General features: G+C 74.6%; 24 protein-coding genes. 10 read left to right on the top strand and 14 right to left on the bottom strand.

The window, feature by feature from the left end:
• Positions 1–3: 3 nt before the first annotated feature.
• From ABZ321_RS44000 to ABZ321_RS43980, 5 genes are all read right to left on the bottom strand, one after another.
• Complete coding sequence (locus tag ABZ321_RS44000; RefSeq protein ID WP_354901798.1) at positions 4–1,134, bottom strand: alpha-lytic protease prodomain-containing protein; 1,131 nt, start codon at positions 1,132–1,134, stop codon at positions 4–6.
• Between the two features lie 118 nt (positions 1,135–1,252).
• A complete protein-coding gene (locus tag ABZ321_RS43995; RefSeq protein ID WP_354901796.1) occupies positions 1,253–1,747 on the bottom strand; it encodes a TrkA C-terminal domain-containing protein in 495 nt (164 codons plus the stop codon).
• Between the two features lie 152 nt (positions 1,748–1,899).
• Positions 1,900–2,247: a hypothetical protein gene (locus ABZ321_RS43990; RefSeq protein WP_354901794.1), complete on the bottom strand. Its 348-nt coding sequence runs from the start codon at positions 2,245–2,247 to the stop codon at positions 1,900–1,902.
• Positions 2,248–2,325: 78 nt separating this feature from the next.
• Positions 2,326–3,429: a cellulose binding domain-containing protein gene (locus tag ABZ321_RS43985; RefSeq protein WP_354901793.1), complete on the bottom strand. Its 1,104-nt coding sequence runs from the start codon at positions 3,427–3,429 to the stop codon at positions 2,326–2,328.
• Between the two features lie 81 nt (positions 3,430–3,510).
• Complete coding sequence (locus ABZ321_RS43980; protein ID WP_344507401.1) at positions 3,511–3,777, bottom strand: helix-turn-helix transcriptional regulator; 267 nt, start codon at positions 3,775–3,777, stop codon at positions 3,511–3,513.
• A 69-nt stretch (positions 3,778–3,846) separates the two neighbouring features.
• Here ABZ321_RS43980 and map point away from each other — a divergent pair, with 69 nt between their 5' ends.
• Positions 3,847–4,662: a type I methionyl aminopeptidase gene (gene map, locus ABZ321_RS43975; RefSeq protein ID WP_344507403.1), complete on the top strand. Its 816-nt coding sequence runs from the start codon at positions 3,847–3,849 to the stop codon at positions 4,660–4,662.
• On the opposite strand, the gene ABZ321_RS43970 is transcribed toward map, so the two are convergent.
• Complete coding sequence (locus ABZ321_RS43970) at positions 4,598–5,581, bottom strand: phosphatase PAP2 family protein (protein WP_354901790.1); 984 nt, start codon at positions 5,579–5,581, stop codon at positions 4,598–4,600. The two genes, map and ABZ321_RS43970, sit on opposite strands and share 65 nt — an antisense overlap.
• A gap of 219 nt (positions 5,582–5,800) precedes the next feature.
• Here ABZ321_RS43970 and ABZ321_RS43965 point away from each other — a divergent pair, with 219 nt between their 5' ends.
• Positions 5,801–6,757 carry a helix-turn-helix domain-containing protein gene (locus tag ABZ321_RS43965; RefSeq protein WP_354901788.1) on the top strand — a complete coding sequence of 319 codons (957 nt, stop codon included), beginning with the start codon at positions 5,801–5,803 and terminating at the stop codon, positions 6,755–6,757.
• 3 nt (positions 6,758–6,760) lie between these two features.
• On the opposite strand, the gene ABZ321_RS43960 is transcribed toward ABZ321_RS43965, so the two are convergent.
• The 6 genes from ABZ321_RS43960 to ABZ321_RS43935 form a co-directional block, all read right to left on the bottom strand.
• Positions 6,761–7,612 (bottom strand): ribokinase, encoded by an 852-nt coding sequence (locus ABZ321_RS43960; protein ID WP_344507409.1) that lies wholly within the window; start codon positions 7,610–7,612, stop codon positions 6,761–6,763.
• 132 nt (positions 7,613–7,744) lie between these two features.
• Entirely contained in the window at positions 7,745–8,503 is a 759-nt protein-coding gene (locus ABZ321_RS43955) for a DNRLRE domain-containing protein (RefSeq protein WP_354901786.1), read from the bottom strand.
• Positions 8,504–8,646: 143 nt separating this feature from the next.
• Entirely contained in the window at positions 8,647–10,872 is a 2,226-nt protein-coding gene (locus tag ABZ321_RS43950) for an Hsp70 family protein (RefSeq protein ID WP_354901784.1), read from the bottom strand.
• Positions 10,865–11,485 (bottom strand): rhomboid family intramembrane serine protease, encoded by a 621-nt coding sequence (locus ABZ321_RS43945; protein ID WP_354901782.1) that lies wholly within the window; start codon positions 11,483–11,485, stop codon positions 10,865–10,867. The genes ABZ321_RS43950 and ABZ321_RS43945 overlap by 8 nt, the downstream gene beginning before the upstream one ends.
• A gap of 14 nt (positions 11,486–11,499) precedes the next feature.
• Entirely contained in the window at positions 11,500–13,527 is a 2,028-nt protein-coding gene (locus tag ABZ321_RS43940; protein WP_354901780.1) for a DUF4132 domain-containing protein, read from the bottom strand.
• Positions 13,524–14,183, bottom strand: coding sequence for a helix-turn-helix domain-containing protein (locus tag ABZ321_RS43935; RefSeq protein ID WP_354901778.1), 660 nt, complete (start codon positions 14,181–14,183; stop codon positions 13,524–13,526). The genes ABZ321_RS43940 and ABZ321_RS43935 overlap by 4 nt, the downstream gene beginning before the upstream one ends.
• A gap of 111 nt (positions 14,184–14,294) precedes the next feature.
• Between ABZ321_RS43935 and ABZ321_RS43930 the strand changes: the two genes are divergently transcribed.
• On the top strand, positions 14,295–15,023 hold the full coding sequence (locus ABZ321_RS43930) for a DUF899 family protein (RefSeq protein ID WP_344507419.1): 729 nt from the start codon (positions 14,295–14,297) through the stop codon (positions 15,021–15,023).
• A gap of 81 nt (positions 15,024–15,104) precedes the next feature.
• Positions 15,105–15,668 (top strand): helix-turn-helix domain-containing protein, encoded by a 564-nt coding sequence (locus tag ABZ321_RS43925; protein ID WP_344507421.1) that lies wholly within the window; start codon positions 15,105–15,107, stop codon positions 15,666–15,668.
• 63 nt (positions 15,669–15,731) lie between these two features.
• Here ABZ321_RS43925 and ABZ321_RS43920 read toward each other — a convergent pair whose 3' ends face one another.
• Entirely contained in the window at positions 15,732–16,910 is a 1,179-nt protein-coding gene (locus tag ABZ321_RS43920; RefSeq protein ID WP_354901775.1) for a HAMP domain-containing sensor histidine kinase, read from the bottom strand.
• A complete protein-coding gene (locus ABZ321_RS43915) occupies positions 16,907–17,557 on the bottom strand; it encodes a response regulator transcription factor (protein WP_344507425.1) in 651 nt (216 codons plus the stop codon). Before ABZ321_RS43915 ends, ABZ321_RS43920 begins: the two co-directional genes overlap by 4 nt.
• Before the next feature lie 100 nt (positions 17,558–17,657).
• On the opposite strand from ABZ321_RS43915, the gene ABZ321_RS43910 reads away from it, so the two are divergent.
• The 6 genes from ABZ321_RS43910 to ABZ321_RS43885 all read left to right on the top strand — a co-directional run bounded on the left by ABZ321_RS43910 (position 17,658) and on the right by ABZ321_RS43885 (position 22,539).
• Positions 17,658–18,185 (top strand): hypothetical protein, encoded by a 528-nt coding sequence (locus ABZ321_RS43910; RefSeq protein ID WP_354901773.1) that lies wholly within the window; start codon positions 17,658–17,660, stop codon positions 18,183–18,185.
• Positions 18,186–18,267: 82 nt separating this feature from the next.
• Positions 18,268–19,323, top strand: coding sequence for a peptidoglycan-binding protein (locus tag ABZ321_RS43905; RefSeq protein WP_354901771.1), 1,056 nt, complete (start codon positions 18,268–18,270; stop codon positions 19,321–19,323).
• Positions 19,320–19,997: an ABC transporter ATP-binding protein gene (locus tag ABZ321_RS43900; protein ID WP_354901769.1), complete on the top strand. Its 678-nt coding sequence runs from the start codon at positions 19,320–19,322 to the stop codon at positions 19,995–19,997. Before ABZ321_RS43905 ends, ABZ321_RS43900 begins: the two co-directional genes overlap by 4 nt.
• A complete protein-coding gene (locus ABZ321_RS43895; RefSeq protein WP_354901767.1) occupies positions 19,994–21,199 on the top strand; it encodes an ABC transporter permease in 1,206 nt (401 codons plus the stop codon). The genes ABZ321_RS43900 and ABZ321_RS43895 overlap by 4 nt, the downstream gene beginning before the upstream one ends.
• 166 nt (positions 21,200–21,365) lie before the next feature.
• Complete coding sequence (locus ABZ321_RS43890; RefSeq protein ID WP_344507434.1) at positions 21,366–22,121, top strand: class I SAM-dependent methyltransferase; 756 nt, start codon at positions 21,366–21,368, stop codon at positions 22,119–22,121.
• An 88-nt stretch (positions 22,122–22,209) separates the two neighbouring features.
• A complete protein-coding gene (locus ABZ321_RS43885; protein ID WP_354901765.1) occupies positions 22,210–22,539 on the top strand; it encodes a YciI family protein in 330 nt (109 codons plus the stop codon).
• The last annotated feature ends 75 nt before the right edge of the window (positions 22,540–22,614 follow it).

Below are 22,614 nucleotides of genomic sequence, written 5' to 3'. Positions count from 1 at the left end.
GCGTCAGCCGACGGAGACCCGCCAGCCCATCGGCGTCACGGCGGCGGCCGGGTGGAAGTACGTCGTGGTGCCGCCCGGCGACATGGCCACGATCATCCCGCCGATCTTCAGCCCGGCCGCGTCATAGGTGAAGACGTTGCCGCCGCTGTCGCCCAGCCGGGTCATGACGCCGCCGCCGCTGACCAGCCGGTCGAGGCTGCACGTGGTGATGCCGTCGGTCATCAGCACGCAGAGGTTCGTCGCGTCGACCGTGCCCGAGCACACCTCGCCGCCGAACGCGCCGTTGGTGCAGAACGTCTGGCCGACCACGGAGGCCTTCGTCCCGCGGATGGTGTCACCGTAGTCGCTGGTCGAGGGGCCCTTGTAGGTCCACGGCGTGAAGGTCCCGAGGACGTACTCGACGTCCTTGCCGTTGTCCGTCAGCGTCCGGCTTGTCACCGTGCCGATCGAGACACCGTTGTTGGAGACGACCGCGGCGTTGGCGAAGCAGTGGCCCGACGTGACCATCCTGCGGGTGGCCGGCGTGCCGGGCACCTCGACGAAGAACCCGGCGGTGCAGGCCGTGCCGCCGGAAGTGATCCGGATCCCGGCGGCCCAGGGCTTCCAGTCGGCGTTCCGGCTCGCCCGGTTCGCCCGCGCGGCCTGGTGCAGGGCGACCCGGTCGCCGAACTCCGCCCGCGCGGCGGCCACCAGCCGTGGCGACAGCTCCGTCACGCCGACCGCGACGCGGTTGTGGGTGACGTCGACGTACCACTCCGACAGTGACCCGCCGCCGGGCCGCCACCGGCCGACGCGTTGGCGCACCGCGTCCAGCTCGGCCAGGCTGTGGCTGACCGGGACGAGGTCGACCCGCCATCCCCGCCCGCCCTGACCGGCGGCGCTGGGGCCCACCTTGGAACGCGCCGCGGCGAGCCGGCCCGGCGCGTACCGGATGGTCAGGACGTTGCCGGCCTCGTCGACGCTCACCCCGCCGAAGGTCGCCTGGTCGGCGCCCGCGAGGGAGACGAGCTCGTCGGCGCGGGCCTGGTCGACGACGAGCGGTGACGGCGCCGCGCCGGCGGGCACGGCGGACGCCGCCGCACCCACGATGCCGACGAGCGCCGTCACGATGTACCGCCTGCACAGCGAACGCATGAGACCGCCTCCGGAAACATCGACGAGCATGGTTGCTCGGTGCACTCGATGGCACCACCCGGGTGCGTCCGGCGGTAGGGCACTCAGCGATCCTGTTGGCGATACAGCAAGCGGTACATCAGGCCGCCGTCACCGAGTCGATCACCTCGAACGCGGCGTCCGGCCGGCCGATGACGACGACGATGTCGCCGGCCCGGCACCGCAGGTCCGGCCCGGGGGACGGCACGACGTGCTCGTCACGGACCACCGCGATGACGGTCGTGCCGGCGACGCCGGTGCCGGTCAGGGGCCTGCCGACCCGCGGCGAGTCCGCCCCGATGAGGACCTGCAGCACCGCGACGCCGTCGGTGTGCCGGTCGAGGCGGGCGCAGTGCGTCATCGGGCCGGTCGTGCCGACCAGTTCGGCCACGGTACGGGCCTCCGCTGCGGTGAGCAGGACCCCGGTGAGGCGGGTGTCCGGGTCGGCCGGGTCGTACACGACGAGCTCCCGCCGGTCGTCGTCGTGCCGGATGACGCCGACGTGGTGCCCGTCCCGGGCGGCGAGCACGTGCAGCGTGCCGATGCCGGGCAGGGGAGCGCTGGTGGTGCGCGGGACGCTCCGCCGGGTGGCCATGCGCGGCGCCGGCGGCGGTGGGGATCCGGGTCGGGGGCGCCGGCGTGCCGGCGTGATCGGTGGTGTGGGGTTCATGACGGACGACCTCCTGAGGGTCAACGCGACGAGACCGTCGACCCCGGCAGGGTCGCGGCTGCGGACAACGTGGACGCTCAGGAGATGGGTGGGCCCCGGCAGGTCGGCGCCGCCGCCGGCCGTCCGGCGTGGACGATGGCGGCGGCCGGGCCGCGGCACGCCGGCCCCAGGACGGGGTCGGCGTCGGTGACGGGTGGGAGCACGGCGAGCCAGTGCGGCGCGCCGGACCGCAGGTCCCGCGACTCGGGCAGCTTCCTGCCGTGCGGTGTCTCGGCACCGGCCGCGGCGATGGCGACCGTGCCGCGGGCGAACTGGAACGTGTCGCCGGGCAGCGCGTCGTGGGCCCGGGAGAGCCCGAGCAGCAGGACGCACGCGCTCAGCGCCAGGCCGACCGCGGTCGTGCGCAGGACGGAAGCGATTCGCATCCCGCACCTCCCGCCCGTCGGAGCCGTCTACTTTACCAGGCGAAACGGGTGGGAGGTGCGGGAGTCGCAAGTGGACAGTCAGGCGGTGCAGGGCACGCCGTTGACGTAGACGGTCGGCGGCGGGGTGGGCGGTGCGGTCCGGGTGCCGTACATGCCCACGGTCACCGAACCGCCAGGCGGGATGACCCGGTTCCAGCTCGCGTGGGTGAGGGTGACCGCGGCGCCGGTCTGGCTGGAGGTGGCGTTCCAGGCCTGGGTGACGCGCTGGTCGCCGGGGAACGTGAAGGTGATGACCCAGTCGTAGATGGGCGTCGTCCCTGTGTTGGTGACCGTGACGTCGGCGACGAACCCGTTGGCCCACACCGATGTGTACGTGAATGTGGCGCGGCACGACAGCGCTGGCGGCGAGCTTGCGGACGGGCTGCCCGGCCCGCCGGTCCCGCCGGTGACGACGACCGTGTTGGAGGCGATCGAGACGTTGCCGGCCGCGTCGCGGGCCCGGACGTAGAACTGGTCACGGGGCGACACCACCGCCGCCGTGTACGTGGTGCCGGGGACCGTGGCCAGCAGCGTGGAGATGAACACGCCGTCGAAGCGGTAGACGTTGTAGCCGGTGACGGCCACGTTGTCCGTGGAGGGCGACCAGGTCAGCGTGGTGCTGGGCCCGCTGGTCGGGTCGGCCCGCAGGCCGGTCGGCGCGGCGGGCGGCACGGTGTCCGGGCCGGTGTCGGTGACCGGCGTGACGACGACGACCGTGTTCGAGCCGCCGGAGCGGTGGCCGAGGCCGTCGTGGGCCGAGACCTGGAAGGTGTACTGCTGGCCCGGCCGGATGTCGGTGGTGACGGTGGCCGTGGTGACGTCGCCGACGGCGATGACCCGGCCGTAGTCGTTGAACGCCGGCATGGACGTGATGTCGTAGCCGGTGACCGCGCAGCAGCCGCGGCTCGAGGCGGTCCAGCTCAGCGTCACCGACGTGGACGTGACGGCCGTCGCCCGCAGGTTCGTGGGCGGGGTCGGCGGGAACGGCGAGGTGTCGGGTGTCCCCGAGGTTGAGGGCGCGGGCGGGGCGGGGGTGACCGCCACGCTGCCGTTGGCGTCGTTGACGGCCACCAGCAGGGCGCCGGCGAGCATGGCGGTGCCGGCGACGGACGCCAGCCGAAGCAGCGATCGAGTTCCGGGCATGGCCCGAGACTGGCTCACCGCATCGACGGCGGTCAACGAATCGGGTCGGCTGCCACTGTACGGCCAGCGGCGACGTGAAAGTTACGACGCCTGGCGGACGGGGGTGTCGGGGAGCCAGGCGTCGGCCAGGTCGCTGAGGGGGACGCCCAGGGCCTGGCTCAGGCAGACCACGGTGCCGAACGCCGGCGCCGGGAGACGGCCCGTCTCGATCTTGCGCAGCGTCTCGGGGGAGATGCCGGCCGCCAGGGCCACCTCGACGAGGCTGCGGCCCGCCCGCGCGGCCCGCAGTGCCGCTCCGAGGCGCTGGCCCGCGGCGATCTGTTCGACGGAGAGTGGTTGGCGAACCATGCGAGCAGGATACCGCCCCGGACCGTGTGTGGTATAAAAATACCGCACACGGAAGTGGGGAGAGGCGTCGTGATCGAGCTCAAGTCCGCCGACGAGATCGGCCGGATGGCGGTGGCCGGGCAGTTCGTCGGTGAGCTGCTGGCCGAGTTGAGCGGCGTCGCCGCGGTCGGCGTGAACCTGATGGACGTCGAGCACCACGCCCGCCGCCGGATCAAGGAGCGCGGCGCCGAGTCCTGCTACTGGGACTACGCCCCGTCGTTCGGTAGCGGCCCGTTCCGCAACGTGCTGTGCCTGTCGGTCAACGACGCCGTCCTGCACGGCCTGCCGCACGACTACGTGCTGCGCGACGGCGACCTGCTCAGCATCGACATGGCCGTCGGCATCGGCGGCTGGGTCGCCGACTCCGCGCTGTCCTTCGTCGTCGGCACCCCCGACCCCGCCGACCTGAAGCTCATCGAGGCCACCGAGGTCGCCCTGGAGGCGGGCATCAACGCCGCCCAGCCCGGCGGCCGGCTCGGCGACATCTCCGCCGCGATCGCCGAGGTCGCCCACTCCTACGGGTACAGCGTCAACGGCGAGTTCGGCGGCCACGGCATCGGCCGCACCATGCACGAGGCCCCGCACGTCGCCAACGTCGGCCGCGCCCGCCGCGGCATCAAGCTCGAGCCCGGCCTCACCATCGCGATCGAGCCCTGGTTCTGCCGCTCCACCGACAAGATCAAGTACGACAAGGACGGCTGGACCATCCGCTCCGCCGACGGCTCCCGCACCGCCCACTCCGAGCACACCGTCGCCGTCACGCCCTCCGGCCCCCAGGTCCTCACCCGCCGCCCCACCCCCGGCGCCCCGGCAGACTCCGCGCCGACGGGCGCCACCGCCGCCTGACCCGGGGTGAGGCGCCCGCAGACGGACCCGATCCGGCGACGACCGGTGCGCCACCGTCCGGCGTGACCGGGCGAACGCCACCGCCCGGCGCGGCCGGGCGAACGCCACCGCCCGGCGCGGCCGGGGGAGCACCGCCGTCCGGCGCGGCCGGGCGGCCACCGCGGGACGACGCCAGGCGGCGCCAGAGCAGCGCGGCGGCGACGGCGGCGAGCAGCAGGACGACGCTGCCGGCGATGTCGAGGATGTAGTGGTTGCCGGTGGTGAGGACGGTGGCGGCCATGATCAGCGGGAAGAGCCACGGCAACAGGGCCACGCGCGGGCGGGCCGGGCGCAGCGCGGTCCAGGCGGCGTACGCGCACCACAGCGACCAGCCGACGTGCAGGCTCGGCATGGCCGAGTAGTGGTTCTGCCCGTTCGTGGTGTCGGTGGAGGCGTCGCCGAAGAGGTCGTACAGGGCGACGACGTCCACGACGCCCGGCAGGGCGAAGCGCGGCGGGGACATCGGCACCGCCCAGTAGACCGGCAGGATGAGCAGCAGCATCGCGACCATCGTGCGGCGCACGTGCCGGTACACGGCGGCGTGGCGGAGGTACACCCACAGCAGGACGCCCGCGATCGCCACGTAGTACAGGCGGTAGAAGTACACGGCGACATGGCTCAGGAGCAGGTGGCCGTCGAGCCAGTGGTTGGCGCCGCGCTCGACGTCGAGGTGCAGGCCGCGTTCGATCGACTGCAGCGCCACGGCGTTCGAGGTCGCGGCGGCGGCGTCAGTGCCGGCGGCCGCGTGCAGGCGCGTGAACACCACGAGCAGGACCAGCAGGCCGACCACCTCGGGGAGGGCGCCGGGCCGCCGCGGCCCGTCGGCGCCGTGGAAGCGGTGCTCGGTCCCGGTGGCGCGCCGGCTAACCCACCTTAGCACAGCCGAAAAAATCTTTTGTCGGTAATGCACCGACCGTAACGCACCCATTGTCAGTGCGTCAAGCCGGTCACCGAACGGCCGGCGAGGGTGCGTCGCCGGGTCCCCCGTTGAACCCGGCGAAGCGCCGTACGCAGTGCACTACGCCGCGGCGGCGGCCCGCAATCCGTTCGAACCTCGTCGAACGGTGCCAGGCGTGGCGCGAGTCGGTAGAGTTCGACGGTGATCTCGGTGTCGGTCGGTGGTCCGGGCCTCGCATACGTGCGGCTGACGCCGTCGCCGGTCGCGGAGACCCTGGAGTGGCTGCGCCTGGCCGCGTGCGGCGAGCGGCACCGGGAGTTCGGCGACCCGGGCGCAGCGGCCCGCTTCGCGCTGCGGGACCGCGATGTCGCCCTGGTCGGCGCGGTACTGCGCACCTACCGCCACTACGTCCCGGACCTGCTGATGCCGAGCCCGCCGGAGCAGGACTGGGACGCCGCCTGGCGGCAGCAGCTCGAGCAGGTGCGTGCGACGCCGGCCGCCGACGCCGTCCGGATGCTGCCCGGCAACCTGCCGCGGGAGGTGCGCGACGCGGTGCAGCAGGGCACGTTCGCCGGGCGAGCGGCCCGGGCGCTGCGCCACTTCTACGACACCGTCCTCGCGGAGCAGATCTCCACCGTCCGCGCCGCCATCGACGCCGAGGTCGCGATGCGCGCGCGGCTCATGGCCCGGCACGGCATCGGGCACGCCGTCAACACACTCCACCCGAAGATCCACTGGTCGGGCGCGGCGATCGACCTGCGGGTGGCGTTCCGCGAGACGTGGGACCTGTCGGCCACCGGCCTGCCGCTGGTGCCGTCGCTGCTCGGCCGGCCGGGACTGAACATCCAGCTGGGTGACCCCGCCAACTCGTTCGTGCAGTACGCGCTGCGGGCGACCCCCGCCCCGCCGGCCCAGGTGCAGGGCCCGGTCCAGCTCTTCGGCGCGCACCGGGCCGCGATCCTGCGTGACCTGGACGTGCCGCGCTCCACGACCGAGCTCAGCCGGCGGCACCGGCTCAGCAAGTCGACGGTGTCCTACCACCTCGCCGCGCTGCTCGGTGCCGGCCTGCTCGTTCGCGCCCGCGAGGGCAAGGCCGTGCACTACAGCCGCAGCCGCGACGGCGACCAGATGATGGCGCTCCCGGTCACCCGGAACTAGCCGTCACGCTCGCAGGCTCGCGGCCAGCGCGGTGACCTCGGCGGCGGTGGGCAGGCTGGCGCGGGCACCGACGGCCCGGGTCGCGAGGGCGCCGGCGGCGCAGGCGAGCCGGACGGCGTCGTCGAGGTCGCGGCCCGCGTCGAGGGCCCAGGCGAGCGCGCCGCAGAACGCGTCCCCGGCGCCGGTGGTGTCGACCGCCCGCACCGGATGGGCAGGGAACTCGGTGACGCTGTCCGGCCGGTGTACCCGGCAGCCGGCCGACCCGAGCGTGACGACCACCGTGCCGACACCCCGGGCCAGCAGGGTCTCGGGCGGGCCGAGCAGCGCCAGCTCGTGCTCGTTGGGCACCAGGACGTCGACCTGCGCGAGCAGCGACGACGGCAGCGGCCCCGTCGGCGCGGGGTTGAGCACGAACGTCCAGCCCGCCGCGGCCGCCCGCCGGCCCGCCTCGGCGACGGTCTCCAGGGGCACCTCGAGGCTGGCCAGGACGACGCCGGCGCCGGTGAGCTCGCCGACGTCGTCGGGTGCCAGGTTCGCGTTGGCGCCGGGGACGACGGTGATCGCGTTCTCGCCCCTGGCGTCGAGCATGACGATGGCGAGTCCGGTCGGCGCCGGGTCCTGCCGCACCCGCGTCACATCCACACCGTCGAGGCTGCCGTAGTCGAACCCGGCGCCGACCCGGGCGACGAGCGCGCACGCCCCGCCGAGCCGGCTCACCGCGACGGCCTGGTTGCCGCCCTTGCCGCCCGCCACGGTCGTCGACCCGGTGGCGATGATCGTCTCGCCGGGCGGCGCGATCCGCGGCGTGTGGACGACGAGGTCGACGTTGACCGCGCCGACGACCAGCACGCTCATCGGACCCCGCCGTCCCCGCGCGCGACGTTCATGACGCGAGGTGTGTCTGCGATGTCCACCCCGCGATCATCCTCCACGAGGAGTGCCCGGCGTCCGCCGGTACTGATGACCGATGGGGTGATCAGTCCACCGTCAGGCGGTCTGGTACCAGATCTCGAGGAACGCGCCGGTCGGCGCGAACTTCTTCCACTGCAGCTGGTCGTTCTCGTCCAGGGCGCGCAGGCCGAACGTGATGTCGGCACCGCCCCCGGCGGCCTTCTGCTGGACGGCGTTGGTCACGCCGCCGCTGAACGTGACCGCGTGCGGCGCCGAGCCGCAGGTGGTGTTGGCCGCCGTGGAGACCGACGCAACCTTCGTCTGCCAGTAGCCGAGCGAGTTGGCCCAGGTGGTCGTCGCCGGAGTGGTCAGGTCCTGGGTCTTCCACAGGTCGACCGGCGTCGCGGCGCACGAGGCCGAGTGGTTGAGCGTCAGCGTGACGGTCGCGTTGAGGATCTGGGTGCCGGCGACCGGGGCCAGGCCGTCGAAGCGGACGAACGACCGCCACGCCCGGGTGGTGCCGTACTCCCGGCCGGAGCGCATGGCGTCCCGGTTGGTCGTCCAGAACGAGGTGGTCGGGTAGCCGCTGGACACCTGGGTCCACGCGTACGTCGACACGTACAGCACGGCGGTGCCGTCGGCCTGCACCTGCAGGCTGCTCGTGGCGGAGCGGTGGTCGAGCGCCTCGACGGTGATCCCGCAGGCCTTCGCGGTTGCGGCGGCCGCCGCCTCGGTCGGTGCGACCGGGGAGCAGGAGGGTGCCGCGTGGCCCGCGGCGGGCGCGAAGAGCACAGACGCGGCAACAGCCGCCACCGCGAGCAGGCTCTGGGCAGACTTCTTCCAGACAGACGTCATCGAATCCCCCGTGGATCGCATGGGCCACCGGCGCGCGGCCGTGCTTCAGCACATCGCCCCCGGTGGATGTCGATGCTCAACGTAGGTCAATGCCTTCGCCGGAGCAAGAGGGTCCCGGCAAACTTCGACGGAACCCTGCGCCGTCATGTCCGGGCGACGGCGTGGAAGCGTATTGCGTACTGGCCCGCCGGGACGGCGGCGAGCATGGTGACCGCGAGGAGCAGGACCGCGAGCAGGGGCTGGCGGCTGTTGAGGTAGGTGCCGGCGGCGAGCACGGCCACGACCACCGAGGCGAGCAGTCCGCCGCCGGTCAGCACCGCCCAGGCCTGGCGGCCGGCGCGGACGGCGAGCGCGAGCGCGGCGGCGCCGGCGAGCAGCGCGAGGATCCAGCTGATCTGCCACGGCTGGGGGCCGACGTGGTTGCCGGGCCAGTCCACGACGCCCAGGCCGAGCAGGCCGCGGTGGACGTTGCGGCCGGGTCCGGACGCGTCGATGACGGTGATCGGCGTGAACGGCGTGAACGGCGAGAACTTCGCGCGGACCGGGTTGGCGCGGCCCAGGACCATCGTCGCGGTGCTGGCGACCGCGAGCAGGACGGCGGTGACCGCGGTGGCGAGCAGCGCCGGCCGGACGCGGTCCGGTGCCGGCCGGCCCGCGCCGCGGACCGCGAACCACGCGACCGGTGCGGCGCAGGCGAGCAGGCACAGTACGGCGATGAAGGCGGACCCGGGTGCGCCGCCGGCGGTGGTGGCGTCCCGGAGCCAGCCGAGCAGGTCGTGCCGCTCGACGCCGCCGTCGCCGTCGTGGACGAACCGCGTCGCGCGCAGGAGCAGCACGGTGCCGGCCGCGGTGGCCGTGAGCGCCGCGGCCCAGGGCCAGGAGCGGGCCCGTGCCGCCAGGACGGCGGCGATGAGGGCGAGCAGCGGCAGCGCCGCCGCATACGCGACGCCCTCCACGGTGATCCCGAAGTCGGTGGAGCCGGGCGAGCGGGCCTTGAGGTCGCCGAACAGCGTCCGGAACTGCGCCATCTGCACCGCGGTGAGCAGCACGGCGACGCCGGCCGCGGTGAGCAGCACCGGGTGCGCGACCCGCCGCCGCGCCGCCGTGACCGGCTCTTCCGGGACGCTGTCACGACCGGCGACAGGAGCGGCCGTGGGAGCTTCGACCGGGGCGGTGGCGGGTTCGACCGGCGCGACCGGCGGTGGAGGCGGGGGAGGGGCAGCCGCCCGTACAGTGCGATCGACCGGAAGCGGAGCCGCCACCGCGGGCGTGGGTGCGGCGCCCACGGTGTGGACGCTGCCGTTGGCGACGACGAGCTCGGGCTGCTCCAGCACCACCGGCGCCACCCCCAGCGCCCGGTGCAGCAGCGTGGCGACCAGCGGGATCCGGCTCGACCCGCCGACGAGGAACACCCCGGCGAGCCGGTCGGCGGTGACCCCGCTGGTGAAGAGCGTCGCCGTGGTGAGCGTGACGGTGCGCTCCAGCCACGGCCGGACGAGCGTGTCGAGCTCATCGCGGGTCAGGTGCAGGTCGACGTCGAAGAGCGGCACGCTCAGCCCGGCGCTGCTGCCGCGGGTCAGCTGTTCCTTCACGGCCCGGGCGTCCTCCCACAGCGTCGCCCGGTGCCGCCGGTCGACGGCGGAGCCGGGCGAGGCGAGCCGTTGCCACCGCGCGGGATCGCGGTCCGCGACCTGCCGGCCGACCCAGTCGACGACCGCCGCGTCGAGGTCCACGCCGCCGACGTCGTCGAGGCCGTCGGCCGCCACGACGTCCCATGCATCACCGCCTGGGTCGCCGCCGGTGCGCCGCACGACGCTGATGTCGAACGTGCCGCCGCCGAAGTCGTACACGACCACCGTGCTGCCGACGTCGACGCGGTGGCCGAGCACCGTGGTGAACGAGACGGCGGCCGCGACCGGCTCCGGCACCAGCCGCGGTGCGGGCAGGCCGGCCGCCGCGGCCGCGTCGACGAGGAGCTGCCGCCGCCGCGGCCCCCAACCGGCCGGGTGCGTCAGGACGAGCCCTGACGGTGTCGCGCCGCCGAGGGTACGGGCGGCCTCACCCCCGGCCCGCCGCAGCACCGCGGCGATCGCGTCACGGACGGGCACCTCGGCGCCGCCGAGCAGGAGCGCACCGTCGTCGACGCGGCGCTTCGGGTGCGGCTCGTAGGCCGACGGGTCGAGCCGCGCGCCGCGCTGCGCGTCGCGCCCGACGAGGAGCTCGCCGCCCTCGGCGTGCACCCCGGACGGCAGCAGCGGCGAGGCGTCGAAGAGCAGCAACTCGACGGCGCGGTGCGGGTCGGCCCGGGCGAGGGCGGCGACGGTGTGCGACGTGCCGAAGTCGATGCCGAGCGTCTCCCCGTCAGACATGCACCGAGCCTATCGACCGCCGTTGCTGGACGGCGAGCGTCACACCCGCCGCCGCGCCCAGCGTCGCGGCCCCGCCGTGGACGTCGCCGAGGACGAGCAGCACGAGCGCCGCGACGAGGCTCACCGTCCCCAGCACCCGGACCTGGACCGACGTGCCGAGCACCAGCGCCGCCGCGGCGAGGGACGCGGCGAGGCCGAAGTCGACCAGCGAGCTGCCCGCGCCGACCGGCAGGACGACGAGCCCCCACAGCCCGCCGAGCACCTGCACCGTGCCGGCGAGCACGAGCCACCGCGCCGCGCCCCAGCGGCGTTCGACGAGCGTGCCGAGGACGGCCAGCGCGACCAGGTTGAAGACGGTGCCGGTCCAGCCGCTGTCCTGCACGACGAACGAGCTGACGAGCCGCCACACCTGCCCGTCCGCGATCGCCGTCCGGTCCCGCCGCAGCGCCTCGAACAGCCCCGGCGCCACCGTCAGCTGCAGCCCCGACACGACCGCGACGACCGCCACCGAGACCAGCGTCGCCACCGGCACCTTCGCGGGCCCGGCCGGGCGCGGCAGTCCCGCCCCGGCCCATCCGGCGGTGACGAGCAGCGCGACGTAGAGGACCGCCATCCGGGCACCCCGAATCAGTGGGCGAGCGCGACGACCGTGTGGGCGACGCGTTCCAGCAGGTGTTCGTCGTACGGTAGCCACGGCACCGCCGAGGCGGGGACCCGGTGCCGCACGTCGGTGGCGACCGGGTCGCCGTCGCGGGTGACGCGGGCGGTGGCGAGGTGCACGGCGTAGGGGCCGACGTGGACGTGCCGGTCGCCGAACGACACGCCGTCGACGCCGGCGAGGATCCGGCGCAGCGCCGCGCGGCGCATCCGGTCCGGCTCGCCGAGCGGCCGGTCGGCGAGACGGGTGAGCGCCTGCCAGCGGGCGTCGTCGCGCAGCCGCGGGTCGTCGTCGAGACCGAACGCGGCCACGCTGACGAGCAGGTCCACGCTGCGCAGCGCCTCCGACACGAGCACCGGCGGCGCGTCGGTGAACCGGGCCGGGCACCACTGGCTGCCGTCGCGGTGCTGCAGGTGCAGCGCGCCGGTGAAGCCGAACCCGGACGCTCCGCGGTGCAGCGGGCCGTCGACGGCGAACGCCACCCGCCACCGGCCCAGGTCGCGGCGGAGCAGCCCGGCGCCGTGCTCGCCGCGCCAGCCGTCGCGCACCGCCACGCCGAGCAGCGGCCGGATCGCCACCGCGTACCCGCCGAACATGTCGGTCTCGGTGCCGTCGCTGGCCGGGTAGTGCTCGCGGAACGCCTGCCGGACCGGCTGCGTCAACCGCCGCTCGACGACCGTGTCCCGCCAGGCGGCCCGGTCCGCCGCGCCGGCCCGCGCAGGGTGCCACAGCCGCACCCGCCCGCCCCGCGGCGGCGCGCCGAGGGCCGCCTCCCACCGGCCGGGCGCGGTCTCGGCCTCCCAGATCAGCCGCGCGGCGAGGTCGCCGGGCACGTCGGCGTGCCACCGCTCCCACGGGAAGCTGACGTCGCCGAGGTACCCGCCCTCGAGGGCGTGGGTCATCGTCGTCAGCTGGGCCCGGGTCGGGGCGGCGCCGGCCGGCAGGCGCAGCGCGATCGCGGGCCGCCGGGCGAGGCCCTGCTCCGCGACGGGCACCAGCCGGTCGAGCTTCTTGACGAGACCGGCGTGGCGGGCCGCGGTGCGGGCCGCCCGCAGCGCCGCCACCGACTCCGGCGTCGGCCAGGCCGCCACCGCCTGGGCGAGGGCGTGGCCGGCCGCCTGGGACGGTGCGGTCCTCGCCGAGGTCGGCGCCACCACGGCGCCGGGCAGCAGCCGCTGCAGCACCTCGCCCACCCAAGGCTCGTCCCGCAGCAGCGCCACCTGGCACGCCCGCCAGAGCACGTCGACCTCGAGGGGTGTGAACGCCTTGTCCGCTGCGTACGCGGTCCGTCCACTGTGGATGTCGACGATGCGCGCGCCGGCGGTCTCCAGCGCGGTGCGGGCGAACGGCCCGTACCCGGGGAGGCCGGCGAGCCGGTCGATGATGTCGGGCAGCGCCGCCACCCCGCCCATGTCCCGGTGCCGGTCGGCCTCGGCCACCACCGCCCGTCCCGCCACGTCCAGCGCGAGCACCTCCTCGACCTCGGCGGCCGCGAGCGGGTCGCCGGCCAGGTCCGCCCGAACCCCGGCGCTGACGGCCGCGTGGACGGCGGGCCCGGCCAGGGCGGCCAGCACGAGCCGTCCGAGCCCCCGGGCGTCGCGGGCCAGCACCGCCGCCGGTGCGGCGAGATCGGGCGGGAGCGGGCCGGTGCAGCGCAGCACCGCGGCCACCGCCACGCCGGGGCTGAACCCGCGCTCCGCGATGGTGTGGAACAGGTCGGTGCACGCGGTCGGGGTGAACGCCGGCGAACGCTCCTGGACCGCGAGCCGCACCGCGCCGGCGGCCGTGACCGCCGCCGGTGCCGTCTCCTGTGTCGCCCCTTGTGTTGCCCCTTGTGTTGTCTCCGGGGCCACCTGCCACGCCGCCACGAACAGGGCGCCGAGCTCCTCGTCGCCGACGCGGCTCAGGTCCGGGGGCTCGCCGGTGAACCGCGGGTCGTCCGGGGCGGGCCCCGTCATGGCCTGGAGCAGCTGTTGCGCGTCGGGGCCGAGGGTCACGCCGGTGGAGTGTAGAGGCCGACGAGCCGGGCGACGGCGCCCTGGTCTCCGTCGATGTCCGCGGCGTCGAGGCCGAGGCCCTCGAAGAGGATGTGGGTCCACGCGGTCGAGTCGGCCGTCACGGTCGCGGCCGGGTCCCGGATCTCGCCGGTCCTCACGTGTACGGCGCCGCCCTCGGCCACGGTGTGGAAGACACGGACGGGCGGGTGGGCGCGCCGGGCGTCGTGGAGGCGCAGCACGACGGCCGGCACCTCGCCCGGCGCCTCCGGGGCCATCGTCCGCATCGCGAGGACGACCGCGTCGGGCGTCATGCCGCCGGTCGTGGCCGGGTCGGGGCCGGCGGAATACCAGCGGCCGAGGGCCGCCAGGACGCCCTCGAGGTCGCGGCCCCACGCGGTGGCGACATACGCCCGGGTGCGGGCGAGGTCGGGCAGCACGACGTGGTCGACGATGCCGGCCTGGCACAGCGACCGCAGCCGCTCGGTGAGGACGGCGGGGGTGATGCCGCGGACCGCGTCCTGCAGGTCCCCGAAGCGCTTCGGGCCGAGGACCAGCTCCCGCACGATGATGAGCGTCCACCGGTCGCCGACGAGGTCGAGCGCGTTCGCGGCGCGGCACGCGTCGCCGTGGTCGCCGTAGCCCTGCCTGACCGGCACGCGCGCCTCGCCCCTCCCCGCTCCGGCTCACCCTGGATCGCTCCGGAACACTCTGGCTCATCCCGGCTCACTCTGGTGAACATAGGTTCGACTATGTTTAGGATACTGGACATGACCGCTTCCCATGATGTGACGCCCACCCCGGCGGTCGTGGACCGCGCGACCTGGCTGCGCGAGCGGGAAGGCCTGTTGGCCCGCGAGAAGGCCCACACCCGCGAGGGCGACGCGATCGCCGCGGCGCGCCGCCGCCTGCCGATGACCGAGGTCACGCCGACCTCCCTGGTCGGGGCCGGCGGCCCGACCCCGCTCGCCGACATCTTCGCCGGCCGCGACCAGCTGGTCGTCTACAAGCACATGTGGCACCTGGACAAGCCGTTCGAGGACCAGTGCGAGGGCTGCACCGCGTCCATCTGGGACTTCCACGACGCCGCCTACCTGGAGGAGCGCGGCATCTCGTTCGCCGTCTTCGGCGAGGGCCCGTATTACCAGATGGCCCCGTTCCGGGAGTTCATGGGCTACACCCACCGCTGGTATTCGACCTACGGCATCGACGACCCCGCCTACGCCGGTGGTGGCGTCATCGCCTGCTACCTGCGCCAGGGCGACCGGTTCTTCCTCACGTACGAGACCACCGGCCGCGGCGTCGAGGCCATCATGGGCTCGCACAAGCTGCTCGACATGACCGCCTACGGCCGCCAGGAGGCCTGGGAGTCGTCCCCGGACGGCTGGCCCCAGGAGCCGACGTACACCAGGTGGCGCCGCGACGGCCGGCCCGTGCCCCAGTGGACCAGGCCGTCCGTGACCCCGGTCGGCGACCGGCAGGAGCCGCACTGCCACTGAGCCCGGCCTCCGTGGAGGATGCCGGGTTCCTCCGGCGTGCCTATTGACAAAAAAATCTTGTACGTAAAGACTTGGCTTGTCATGAGAGACGTCGTCTACCTCGACCAGATCGAGCAGGCTGAGGCCCTGCTCAAGCCGCAGCGGATCGACGTGCTGCGGCGGCTCGCCGAGCCCCGGTCCTGCACCGAGGTCGCGGTCGAGCTCGACCAGACCCCGCAGCGGGTCTACTACCACGTGAAGCGCCTGGTGGAGGCCGGCCTGGTCAGTCAGGTCGCCGAGCGCCGGGTGCGCGGGATCCACGAGGGGATCTATCAGGCGGCCGGCCGGTCCTACTGGCTGTCCCCGGGCCTGGTCGGCCGGATCGGGCTGCGCCAGGCCCGCGACCTGCTCAGCCTCGGCCACCTGGTCGACCTGATGGAGGAGGTGCAGGCGGACATCGCCGCGCTCGACCTCACCCGTCCGGACCTGCCGTCGATCGGCGTGTCGGGCGAGATCAAGGTGCGCCCTGAGCAGCGCAAGGCGTTCCTCGAGGAGCTGCAGCAGACGCTGCAGGACCTGTTCACCCGCTACGGCGGCGCCGAAGGCGACGGGTTCCGCCTGGCGGTCGCCTGCTACCCGAAGGAAGACCCCGCGGACCGTGCCTGACCCACGCCTGGTCCCGGCCGCTCAGGCGTTCCTGCCACACCCGGGCACCCGCCGGTGGCCCGGTCACGGCGGCGGTGGCAGGGTGACGGTGACCGTCAGGCCGCCGGTGTCCTGTGGCTCGGCGACGACCGTGCCGCCGTGGGCGCGGACGATCGACCGGACGATGGCGAGGCCCAGGCCGGTGGAGCGGCCGCCCGCCGGGCGGCCGGCGGACAGCCGCTGAAACGGCTCGAACAGGCGGTCGACCTCCGCCGGCGGGATGGCCGGGCCGCTGTTGCGGACCACCACGACCGCCGGGCCGCCGGGGCCGTCGGGGCCGCCGGTCGTCACGTCGACCCAGCCGCCGGGGACGTTGTGCCGGACCGCGTTGTCCACCAGGTTGCGCACCAGCTGGTCGAGCAGGGCCGGGTCGCCGAGCGCGGGCGCCGGGCGCAGGTCGGTGGTGACGGTCAGGTCGGCGGCCACGGCCTCGGGGTCCGCGTCGCCGAGCGCGGTGGCCGCGGCGAGCGCCAGGTCGTGCGGCTCGCGGGTGACGGCACCACTGTCGCTGCGGGCCAGGGCCAGCAGGCCGTCCAGCAGCCGCTCGGCCCGGCCGGTCGCGGTGAGCACGCGGGTCGCCATCGCCTGCCACTGCTCGGGCGTGCTCTGCCGCTTGGCGAGCAGGACCTCCGCGCCCGTCCGGACGATGGCGAGGGGGGTCCGCAGCTCGTGCGAGGCGTCGGCGACGAACCTCCGCTGGCTGTTGAACGACCCCTCCAGCCTGGTCACCATCGCGTCGAAGGTGTCGGCCAGCTCCTTGAGCTCGTCGTCCGGACCGGCCAGCGCGACCCGCTCGTGCAGGTGGTCCTGCGAGATCCGCCGGGTCGTGGTGGTCAGGGTGCGCAGCGGCCGGAGCATGCGGCCGGTGACGATCCACGAGACGCCGACCCCGGCGACGAACGTCAACGCCAGCGCCAGGACCGACATCTCCCCGGTGTGCAGCAGCTCGCGCCGGCGCAGCCGCTCGGTCTCGGCCAGCTCCCGCTTCACCGCCTCGAACTTGTCGGCCCCCTCCGAGCCGTCCGTGGGTGGCTGGATCACGGCCAGTTCGGCCGCGGTCGGGCCGTGCACGTTGGTGTAGAGGCTGTTGTACAGCAGCGCGTAGTTGAGCGCGAGCAGCCCCGCGCAGGTGAGGACCAGCATCACCGCGTACACCAGGGTGAGCCGCAGCCGGATCGAGCGGCGGGGCCGGTGCGTCTTCACAGCCGGTACCCCGCGCCGACGAGCGTCTCGATCAGCGGCGGGTCGCCGAGCTTCTTGCGCAGCCGCGCCACGGTCACCCGGACGGTCGCGGTGAACGGGTCCGCGTGCTCGTCCCACGCCCGCTCGAGGAGATCCTCGGCGCTGACCACGGCGCCGGCGGCGGACATCAGGATCTCCAGCACGGCCAGCTCCTTCGTGGTGAGCGGGATGATGCGCCCGCCGCGGGTCACGACCCGCCGGCCGGTGTCGAACGTGAGGTCGGCGCGTTGCAGCACCCGCGGCGCGTTGTTGGCCCGCCGCGCCAGCGCCCGGATCCGCAGCACCAGCTCGTCGAAGACGAACGGCTTCGGCAGGTAGTCGTCGGCGCCCAGGATCAGGCCGGCGACCCGGTCCGCCGCCTCGCCCGCGGCGGTGAGCATCAGCACCCGCGCGTCGCTGCCGCCCGCGGCGAGCGCCGTGCAGACCTGGTCGCCGTGCAGCAGCGGCAGGTCCCGGTCGAGGACCACCACGTCATACCGGTTGGCGCCGGCCTTGTGCAGCCCGTCCAGCCCGTCGCCGGCCACGTCCACCGCCATGCCGTGGTCGCGCAGCCCGTCGGCGACCTGCTCGGCCAGCAGCGCCTCGTCCTCGATCAGCAGCACCCGCACCGGACCGTCCTTTCCCTGCCATTGTCGGTGGGCGGGGATAACACCAGCGTTACAGACGCTGTGACGCCCGCGTTGCCGGTCCGCTGCTGCACTGGCCGCCATGAGAACGAGACTCCTCGCCCGGGCCGTGCTGCCGCTCCTGCTCGCCGCGTGCGCCGGCGCCTGCTCGAACGCCGGCAGCGACGACGGTGTCGCCACGGTCGACGGCACGTCCAGGCCAAGCGCGACCGCGACCGGCAGCCTGCAGGAGCAGGCGATCGCCTACACGCGGTGCATGCGGGAGCACGGCGTCCCGCTCGGCGACCCGGAGGTCAGCGCGTCGAGCATTCGGATGGGCCCGGTCGACAAGGCCGCCGTCGGCAACGACAAGCTGGTGGCCGCGGAGGCGGCGTGCGCGCCGCTGCTGCCGCAGCTCCCGCCGGCGGAGGCGGCGGCGAAGGTGGAGAAGTCCCGGGAGTTCTCGCGGTGCATGCGGGCGCACGGCTTCCCCGACTTTCCCGACCCGGACGCCGACGGACGGGCGGTCGTGCCGGACGCGATCCGCCAGAGTCCGCGGTACGAGGAGACGAAGCGCCTCTGCGACGACCAGGTCCGCTCGTTCACCCCGTCCCCGGCGGCGTCCCGATGAGCAGGTCGCTGACGGCCGGGTCGCTGCCGCTGCTGTGCGACGACCACGTCCGGTCCTGCACGCCGGGCCCCGCGGTGACCCGGTGAGACGGCGCGGGCAGGCCGCCGCGGTCGCCGGGGTCGTGGGCGCGGCCACGGCGGCGGCCGTCGGGCTCGCCGGGTTCCAGTTCGGCGGCGGCGACACCGGCACCCAGGACGCGTCCGACCTGCCGCCGGCCACCGCGCAGGTGACCCGCACGACGATGCTGGACACCGACGACGAGCCCGGCAGCCTCGGCTACGGTCCCGCCACGGCCCTCGCGGGCCGGATCCCGGGCGTGCTCACCCGGCTGCCGCAGGCCGGCGACGTCATCGACCGCGGCCAGCCGGTGTACCGCGTGGACGACGCGCCGGTCGTGCTGCTGTTCGGGGAGGTCGCCGCGTACCGGACGCTCGCCCCGGGTGTCGTCGGCGCCGACGTCCGGCAGCTGGAGACGAACCTGCGGGCGCTCGGCTATACCGGGTTCACGGTCGACGACAACTACTCGACGACGACGGCCACCGCGGTACGCCGCTGGCAGCAGGCGAACCACCTGCCGCAGACCGGGCAGGTCGAGCTCGGCCGGGTCCTGTTCGCGCCCGGGGCGATCCGCGTCGACACCGTCACCGCCGGCGTCAACGCGTCCACCGGGGGCGGCGACGAGGTGCTGCGGTTCACCGGCACCGGACGGGAGATCACCGTCAAGCTCGACGTGTCCAAGCAGCGCCTGGCCCGCAAGGGCGTCGCCGTCCAGGTCCAGATGCCCGACGGCCGGACGGTGCCCGGCCGGGTCGAGCGGGTGTACACGGTGATCGAGCAGCAGGACGGCCCGCCGCTGACGAAGATCGAGGCGATCGTGTCGCTGGGCGACCCGTCGGCCGCGACCGGCGTCGAGGCGGCCGTGGTCACCGTGACGTTCACCGCCGCCGAGCACAAGGACGTGCTGACCGTGCCGGTCGCGGCGCTCGTCGCGCTCGCCGAGGGCGGCTACGGCCTCGAGGTCGTCGAGGGCTCCGGCACCCGGTACGTGCGGGTGGAGACCGCCCTGTTCGCCAACGGCCGGGTCGAGGTCACCGGCGACGGCCTGCGCGAGGGCATGACCGTGGGGATGCCGCGATGATCGAGCTGACCGGCGTCACCAAGGAGTACCCGGGCGGGGTCCGGGCGCTCGCCGGGATCACGCTGCGCGTCGGCGCCGGCGAGCTGGTCGCCGTGGTCGGCCCGTCCGGCTCCGGGAAGTCGACGATGCTGCACATGCTCGGCACCCTCGACCGGCCCACCTCGGGCACGGTCGCCGTCGACGGGCACGACGTGTCGCGGCTGTCGGACCGGCAGCTGTCGGCGCTGCGGGCGAGCCGGATCGGCTTCGTGTTCCAGCAGTTCCACCTCGCCGCCGCGGTGCCCGCACTCGACAACGTCGCCGACGGGCTGCTCTACGCGGGCGTACGGGTGAAGGAGCGCCGCCGGCGGGCGGAGGCGACGCTGGAGCGGGTCGGACTCGGGCACCGCCTCGACCACGAGCCGCACGAGCTGTCCGGCGGCGAGCGGCAACGGGTCGCGATCGCCCGCGCCGTGGTCGGCGGGCCGGCGCTGCTGCTCGCCGACGAGCCGACCGGCAACCTGGACACCGTGTCCGGGCGGGGCATCCTGGCGCTGCTGCGGGAGCTGCACGCCGGCGGCACCACGGTCGTCGTCATCACCCACGACGCTTCGGTGGCGGCGGCGCTCGACCGGCAGGTCCACATGCGGGACGGCCTGGTCGTCGCCGACTCCGCGACGGCGGCGCGATCGTGACCGCGGCCCAGCTCGCCCCGGCCCGCATGGACGTGCGGGACGTGGTCCGGGTCGGCGCGGCGGGCCTGCGCACCCGGCCCACCCGGGCGCTGCTGTCGGCGCTCGGCATCGCGATCGGCATCGCCGCGATGGTCGCGGTCGTCGGCATCTCCTCCTCGTCCCGGGAACAGCTCGACCGCCAGCTCGCCGCCCTCGGCACCAACCTGCTGACGGTCGCGCCCGGCCGCACCGTCGAGGGCGACGCGGCGAAGCTGCCCGCCGAGGCCGAGGCGATGATCGCGCGGATCGGCCCGGTCACCGGCGTCTCGGCGACCGGGAAGGTCACCGGCGCCAAGGTGTACCGGACGGACCGGATCAACCGGGCGGAGACCAACGGCCTCACCGTCCTCGCCGCGCGGGAGAGCCTGCCGCGGACCGTCGGCGCCACGGTGCGCGGCGGAACCTGGCTCAACGGCCTGACCGGCCGGTACCCGGCGGCGGTGCTGGGCGCGGCGGCCGCGGAGCGGCTCGGCGTCGGGCGGGCCAGCCCCGACGTGGAGATCCTGGTCGGCGGCGAACGGTTCACCGTGATCGGCGTGCTGCGCCCGGTCGCGCTCGCCCCCGAGCTGGACGCGGCGGTGCTCATCGGCTGGGACGTCGCCGCCACCGCGTTCGGCTTCGACGGCCGGGCCAGCACCGTCTACGCGCGGACCCGCGACAGCCAGATCGAGGCGGTCCACGGCGTCCTGGCCGCGACCGCCAACCCGCAGGCGCCCGGCACGGTCGCGGTGTCCAAGCCGTCGGCCGTCCTCGCCGCCCGCCGGGCCGCCGACACGACGCTCAACGGCCTGCTCCTCGGCCTCGGCGCGGTGGCCCTCCTGGTCGGCGGCGTCGGCGTGGCCAACACGATGGTCATCTCCGTCCTGGAGCGCCGTGCCGAGATCGGCCTGCGCCGCTCGCTCGGCGCCACCCGCGGACAGATCCGCCTCCAGTTCCTCGTCGAGTCGCTGCTGCTGTCCACCATGGGCGGCCTCGGCGGGGTGGTGCTCGGCGTCGCCGTCACCGCCGGCTACGCCACCTACCAGGCGTGGCCCTCGGTCGTCCCGGCGTGGGCGACCGCCGGTGCCGTCGCCGCGACGATGCTCGTCGGCGGGGTCGCCGGCCTGTACCCGGCGATCCGCGCCAGCCGGCTGTCACCGACCGAGGCGCTTTCCGCGCCCTGAGCCACAAGTTCGGAGCGGCCGGGCACGGCGGGCCCGGCCGCACGGGTACGGTCACACTCATCGTCAGATCGCTGCGGGGAGGGCACCCGGGTGCGGCACGAGTCGCACTGCCACCTCGACGGCACGGTCGCGGCCCAGGCCGCCGGCAACCTCGAGGACGGTGGCCATGCTGGAGCGGGTTGACTACGACGTACGGCAGCATTCGGTGTACTCGGCCGGGCGGGCGCTGCCGGAAGGGACCGCGGGGCTCTGGTCCGGGGTGTTCGCCAGGTGGGCGGGCGCGGCGAACCCGTTGACGGTGCTGGACCTCGGCTCGGGCACGGGCCGCTTCACCCCGATCCTCGCGGAGACCTTCGGCGGCCCGGTCTACGGCGTCGAGCCGTCCGGGCGGATGCGGGAGCAGGCGGCCCCCCACCCGCGCGTGCAGTACCTGGCGGGCAGCGCGGAAGCGATCCCGCTGCCGGACGACTCCTGCGACGTCGTGCTGCTGTTCCTCGTCTTCCACCACATCGTCGACCGGCCCGGCGCGGCGGCGGAGATCCACCGGGTGCTGCGCCCGGGCGGCCGGGTCCTGGTCCGCAGCGCCTTCGCCGACCGCCTGCCCGACCTGTACTGGCACCGGTTCTTCCCCAGCGCCCGCGACGTCGAGCTGCGCATGTTCCCGACGGTCGCCGAGGTGACCGGCCTCTTCGAGGACGCTGGCCTGACGGTCCTCGGCCTCGACCGGATCCGCGAGACGGTCGCCACCGACCTCGCCGCCTACGCGCGGCGGCTCCGCCTGCGCGCCATCTCCACCTTCGAGCACCTGACCGAGGAGGAGACCCGGCTCGGTTTCGCGGCCCTGGACCGCGCGGTCGCCGCCGGGGACGACCCGGGCCACATCACAATGGACAGCGACCTGCTCGTCCTCGGAGATTCCTGAGGAACCTGTCGGATCGGGCGGGACGTGTTCGTAGATGGGATGAGCGCCGCCGACGAGGGCGGCCCGGACCACGGGAGATGATCCGAGGATGCAGTACCTGGTTTCCGTCCTCTTCGACGACAGCATCGTGCCCAGGGACGACGAGATGGCCGCGATCGACGCGTTCAACGACCGGATGCGGGACGAGGGGCACTGGGTCTTCGCCGGCGGCCTCGCCGCGCCCAGCGCCGCGACGGTCCTCGACAACCGCGACGGCGCGGGCCTGATCACCGACGGCCCGTACGTGGAGACGAAGGAGTACCTCGCCGGCTTCTGGGTCTTCGAGGCGCCCGACCTCGACGTCGCCCTGAAGATCGCCGCCGAGGGTTCGCGGGCCTGCAACCGCCGCGTCGAGGTCCGCCCCTTCGCCCGGCCGTGACCCGCCGGTGGCGATCTTCAGGGCGACGTCGAGGTCGGGCGCCTCGAAGACCCAGAAGCCGGCGAGGTACTCCTT

The organism is Dactylosporangium sp. NPDC006015 (genome assembly GCF_040614215.1).
Taxonomy (GTDB): Bacteria; Actinomycetota; Actinomycetes; order Mycobacteriales; family Micromonosporaceae; genus Dactylosporangium; species Dactylosporangium maewongense.
This window is presented reverse-complemented; position numbering and strand designations above follow the sequence as displayed.

Coding starts and splice junctions, on each gene's coding strand:
- ABZ321_RS43990 (WP_354901794.1), bottom strand. CDS start 2,247: ATGCGAATCGCTTCCGTCCTGCGCACGACCGCGGTCGGCCTGGCGCTG.
- ABZ321_RS43960 (WP_344507409.1), bottom strand. CDS start 7,612: ATGAGCGTGCTGGTCGTCGGCGCGGTCAACGTCGACCTCGTCGTCCAC.
- ABZ321_RS43930 (WP_344507419.1), top strand. CDS start 14,295: ATGACCGCTTCCCATGATGTGACGCCCACCCCGGCGGTCGTGGACCGC.
- ABZ321_RS43925 (WP_344507421.1), top strand. CDS start 15,105: ATGAGAGACGTCGTCTACCTCGACCAGATCGAGCAGGCTGAGGCCCTG.
- ABZ321_RS44000 (WP_354901798.1), bottom strand. CDS start 1,134: ATGCGTTCGCTGTGCAGGCGGTACATCGTGACGGCGCTCGTCGGCATC.
- ABZ321_RS43910 (WP_354901773.1), top strand. CDS start 17,658: ATGAGAACGAGACTCCTCGCCCGGGCCGTGCTGCCGCTCCTGCTCGCC.
- ABZ321_RS43955 (WP_354901786.1), bottom strand. CDS start 8,503: ATGACGTCTGTCTGGAAGAAGTCTGCCCAGAGCCTGCTCGCGGTGGCG.
- ABZ321_RS43885 (WP_354901765.1), top strand. CDS start 22,210: ATGCAGTACCTGGTTTCCGTCCTCTTCGACGACAGCATCGTGCCCAGG.
- ABZ321_RS43945 (WP_354901782.1), bottom strand. CDS start 11,485: ATGGCGGTCCTCTACGTCGCGCTGCTCGTCACCGCCGGATGGGCCGGG.
- ABZ321_RS43900 (WP_354901769.1), top strand. CDS start 19,320: ATGATCGAGCTGACCGGCGTCACCAAGGAGTACCCGGGCGGGGTCCGG.
- ABZ321_RS43890 (WP_344507434.1), top strand. CDS start 21,366: ATGCTGGAGCGGGTTGACTACGACGTACGGCAGCATTCGGTGTACTCG.
- ABZ321_RS43995 (WP_354901796.1), bottom strand. CDS start 1,747: ATGGCCACCCGGCGGAGCGTCCCGCGCACCACCAGCGCTCCCCTGCCC.
- ABZ321_RS43985 (WP_354901793.1), bottom strand. CDS start 3,429: ATGCCCGGAACTCGATCGCTGCTTCGGCTGGCGTCCGTCGCCGGCACC.
- ABZ321_RS43980 (WP_344507401.1), bottom strand. CDS start 3,777: ATGGTTCGCCAACCACTCTCCGTCGAACAGATCGCCGCGGGCCAGCGC.
- ABZ321_RS43950 (WP_354901784.1), bottom strand. CDS start 10,872: ATGTCTGACGGGGAGACGCTCGGCATCGACTTCGGCACGTCGCACACC.